Raw genomic sequence first — 4,381 nt, 5'->3', positions numbered from 1 at the left:
GTCATACACGCTCATTTAGTTCACATCCATTCCAAGATATCCATTAATTGCACTAGTCCTTTAAACATCATCTTTTACCGAGTTTAGCATGAAAAACCATGCTATAAATTTCTTCTAAATGAAAAACACCATTTATCGTAATTAAATTTTTCTTCGTAGAATCGGTGGGCATCTATTCTTTGGACTCCCGATTCCAAAGCCACATACTCTGCCCATTTTCTTTCGCCCAATTATGAATACTTGCAGAACTCTAACTTTATTACCATTTGACGTAAAGATAACACAAAATTTTACGCGATTAACAAAGCAAGCCTTCAATGGAATTCTTAAATATAATTATATAACTGTAAAATCCCTTGTAATATTATGTCTGAGAGCATTTAAGTTACCGGTTAAATTTCACAATTTTAATAAGAAAAAAGAGGCCATCCATTTTTGGACACCCCCCTTTCCGCTAATGATAAAACTGCTAGTAAAACTCTTTATCATTACATTAGTTACCATCTTTGCTTCAGAGGAGGTATCTCCAAGTATTAAGCGATTTTCAATCTTTGAATATTATGCGAATACGGCAATTTTACGTGCGATAGATTCTGTTAAACGAGATGCTACTTTAGGAACTGCCCATTTAATAATTGGTGTTAACACCGCACCTGATAATCCGCCAGCATGGACTTCCACTGTACAAGTCATGATCGTCTTACCAATTCTATCTTCTGCAGTAAAATGACCGCTTCCTGTAAAATTATCTGATAAACCTTTTAGTTCAAACTTAATATTTGAAGGTTCATTCCATTCGGTAATATCTACCTGCGCTCGTATTGTTTTTTTAATACCTTTCACACTACCTTCAAATGTCCAAATAGATTGATTGTCATTTATGATTTCATGCTCTTTATAAGCTGGGACAGTTGTTGCCCATTTTTCAAGATCACTGACATAATCCCAAACTGCTTGTACATCTACTGGAATTTCTACTGTATGTGTTCCTGTTGCCATGATGATCCCCACTTCCACTATGTATGAATTGTAAATTTATATATCTACAAAATAATTATTACATAAAAAGCATAAACTTACATCACTAATTTTATATAGCTCTCTTCTTCCAATAACCTGATTATTTAAAGAACTCAAATCTTCTAAATTTGGCTTTTACATTAAGAAAGAGCGCTATTCTAAAATTGCGCTCGTCTCAGGAAGATAGCTATTTATGAATGATTGATTCCTTCTTAGTATAAATTTCATAAGCAAAATATCCAATTAATAAACCTATTCCAGCTCCCAAACCAAATGTAGATAGTAAGGAGATTGGGAAAAATATGCTAAGAATTACAGCAACAACACAACCAATCATCATTCCGAGTGGTATTAAACTATCTAATAAATTTTGAGCGCTTTTGGCTTTTTTCTTACCCAGGGTCCTTTCTTATATTTATGTTTCATTCTTATAACTACAAATACTGCAATCCCCCCACTATTACAACAGGTAGTAAAATACGCGCAATTTCCAAAGCTAAGTCCATATAAGAATCCTCCCTTCTCTGGTTTTTAATTAATTCAATTTTAACGTAATATACTCCATTAAATGGCCCTTTTCATGAAGAACGACGCTTTCCTTATTTCAGAAAAGCGCCCTTTAATGAATTAACTAAATTATGATTTCAATCATAAAATCACTTATTTCCTCTTTAACTAAAGCCCCCTTTACTTTAAGTGCAGGACTTCACAATCTTTTTTTACACCTCATTAAACTCAATCCCTAAATGTGTTGTACATGCAAAAAGACGCCTTCTTATTTAAGAAAAGCGCCGGACTGTTGAACAATGAAATATGCGAAAGATCGCTCTGCAAATACGTTCTAATTTATTTGACTAACACACCCGTTTTGCCATCCATAAAGCAGGAAAATCACCCGCTTCACCATAGAGAATGAAAATGGCTTCACACCGTCAATACTGCTTCTACGGCTGGGCGAGGAAGGTCGCTGAATTATGGTGCTTTAGGACCACTCAACGCCACCCCAAGAGGATTGCAACTTTCGCAACAGAACAATTTGGCCGAGATGATACGTATCATGCATCATGATATTGCTGAGTAAACGCTCAATAGAGTACCTGTTAGCTGCATACGGAGCTTTTAACTTTTCATCGTCAAGGTCCGCAATGACCGTTTTTAATTTATTCATGACTTCATTAAGGCGCTGCACTGTCTGGGCCCACCCAACTTCGTCTTCTGGATCCCCCGGATTTCCAAAGGTTTCTTCATTATCTTCTGCCTTATGCGGATTCTCTGTGCCCTTAATTCGATGGATTACGTCTTCATTCCAAAATATCAAGTGGTTGACAATCTGCCAAATCGAATTGCTGATTCCCGAACATGTCCATGCTGCCTCAGCTGCGATGACTCCCTGAAGCGCCTGATCCATGGATGCAAACCACTCATTATTATAGCAATGCATGTCGAGTTGTTTTAAAAATATTTTGGCTACAACTTGCATAAAACCAATCTCCTCACTGTTTAGTGTAATCTTTCAAAGTTAAAAGACATGAAAAAATCTGAGTATAGTATAAATTAATCGTTCCTTAAAAGGTATAAACCAAAACCAAGTGTGTCCCTTCCATTTTGGAGATACATTTCTCTCCAGCTTCTAATTCTCTCCAACATGGCAGGGTAATCCGAATCTTCCGGGTGACGATAACTATAATCCTCAATCGATTTCGAAAACAGCCATTCATACGCATCAAAATCATCTTCATTTGCTACTGTCGACCATATAACGAAAAAATGTTTTCAATGAAATCCTCCAATCATTTTTTTTGAGAATTCAACAAAACCAAGTTCACTAAAACTTATTCGAATCATCCAGTTTAAATTCCTTCTTCATGTACCTGACTACAATTGCTTTTATTTCAAACAACTCTAAATATTTTTTAAAAATAAGGAAAAATAAATTTGTTCACTTATAAATTACTACTTTTTTTTGGAAATAGCCTTGAAAGGCGGTCTTATATACCATAGGTAAAAGAAAACTTAAACTATGGACAAACCAATATGTAATTATTTTTTTATTGTCTTTAGTAATGTTCGCTTCTTTTTATATGATTACAGCAGGTTTCCCCAATTTCGCCGTATCATCCATATGTGATAATCCTGCGATTGCAAAAGATATTGTTTATCACCCTTATCAACAGTTAATTTGTATTTCATGTCAGACATTATAAGGGAAAAATCACAAAGGATAGGTGTGCAGTAGAAAATACTCTCAATCTATCCTTTTTTGTACTACAAATGACCTCAATTACCACAATATTGTGGTATGCTTTCTTCAACTAAAGCACCCGTTACTTTAAGTACAGTTCTTCACAAAGTCAATAAAATAATGGATTAGTTGAACTTCAATTATTCTGGTTGTTATCAGAAAACAATTTGAAAAGAAATAAAACTACAACTGCTAATCGGTAGCGTTTTTCAAATGCTAAAGAATCGAAGTCTCTCATAAATTCATCTACATCTTTTTCTTCTATTTTTGCATATAAAGCCAGTGTAGTCGCTGAAATTTGAAAGTTATCATTCAAAATTTCAATGATTGCTTTGACTCTTTCATCTGCTGTCACGAGTGTCATTCCGTCTGATAATAAGCCAATCATTGACACAATATGCCCTATCTTTTCGTGAGGTAAATGAGCTAAATCAGCTTTATGATTTGAAAACTCTAAAACTGTTTTTTCATCAAGACCACTAATTAAACCAAAAGTGTTAGGAGTTATTTTATTATCCTCAAGAATGATTTTTAAATTATCTCTTGGGTCTCCACTTTTTATATCCATTTTATTAAATCCTCCCGAAAATATATGTGTTTATACGTCACTACTTCTATACCAACTGTTTAAATTCCTCTTGAAGTAACCTGCCTCGTTTGTTGAACAAGAAAAAGAGATGCCGCTACTACCTTCATTCTTAAACTCTTGTCCCCATTACTTTAAGTAAAACTATTCACAAATCATCATTTACTTCTTAAATCAAAACTTTCGCCTGTATCGTTCCATTCTACTTTTATCACTAACTCATCTTCTGCACTCGTAGAAGGACTATTAACACTTAATGATTTGTTGTAATATACACCTTCTTTATTTAATGTAGCATCATGCGCACCGAAATCTAATACTCCGTTATTCTTTGATTCCACATAATAACGAAAAGTGTCAATTCCCTCTAAGTTATTTCCTTTGTTATTAAGCTGAATTTGATATGTTTCTTCTCCATTAGTTTGATGAACGGTTACTTCAGCTAACCAATTTTCACCTTCGCCAACAAACGTTAAGTCATTCTTATTCGTTTGGCACGCAGATAATAGAGATACCAAAAATATGATTAGTAC

4 protein-coding genes and 1 pseudogene are annotated in these 4,381 nt (G+C 34.3%); all 5 read right to left on the bottom strand.

What is annotated here, in order from left to right:
• Nucleotides 1-558: 558 nt before the first annotated feature.
• Nucleotides 559-999 (bottom strand): CoxG family protein, encoded by a 441-nt coding sequence (locus tag V7164_RS16450; protein ID WP_335345376.1) that lies wholly within the window; start codon nt 997-999, stop codon nt 559-561.
• A 208-nt stretch (nt 1,000-1,207) separates the two neighbouring features.
• A pseudogene (locus V7164_RS16445) lies at nt 1,208-1,526 on the bottom strand (hypothetical protein).
• A 476-nt stretch (nt 1,527-2,002) separates the two neighbouring features.
• Entirely contained in the window at nt 2,003-2,500 is a 498-nt protein-coding gene (locus tag V7164_RS16440) for a DinB family protein (protein WP_335354618.1), read from the bottom strand.
• A gap of 898 nt (nt 2,501-3,398) precedes the next feature.
• Nucleotides 3,399-3,830 carry an HTH domain-containing protein gene (locus V7164_RS16435; RefSeq protein WP_335354617.1) on the bottom strand — a complete coding sequence of 144 codons (432 nt, stop codon included), beginning with the start codon at nt 3,828-3,830 and terminating at the stop codon, nt 3,399-3,401.
• A gap of 176 nt (nt 3,831-4,006) precedes the next feature.
• A partial coding sequence (locus V7164_RS16430) for a hypothetical protein (RefSeq protein WP_335354616.1) occupies nt 4,007-4,381 on the bottom strand: 375 nt, incomplete at its 5' end.

This window comes from Bacillus sp. JJ1474 (assembly GCF_036965225.1).
Classification (GTDB): Bacteria; Bacillota; Bacilli; order Bacillales; family Cytobacillaceae; genus Cytobacillus.
Note: the sequence above shows the minus strand (reverse complement) of the source record. Positions and strands in the feature narration are given on the sequence as shown.

What these genes read in the sequence shown, in the direction of transcription:
- V7164_RS16450 (WP_335345376.1), bottom strand. Translation starts at nt 999, where the DNA reads ATGGCAACAGGAACACATACAGTAGAAATTCCAGTAGATGTACAAGCA.
- V7164_RS16440 (WP_335354618.1), bottom strand. Translation starts at nt 2,500, where the DNA reads ATGCAAGTTGTAGCCAAAATATTTTTAAAACAACTCGACATGCATTGC.
- V7164_RS16435 (WP_335354617.1), bottom strand. Translation starts at nt 3,830, where the DNA reads ATGGATATAAAAAGTGGAGACCCAAGAGATAATTTAAAAATCATTCTT.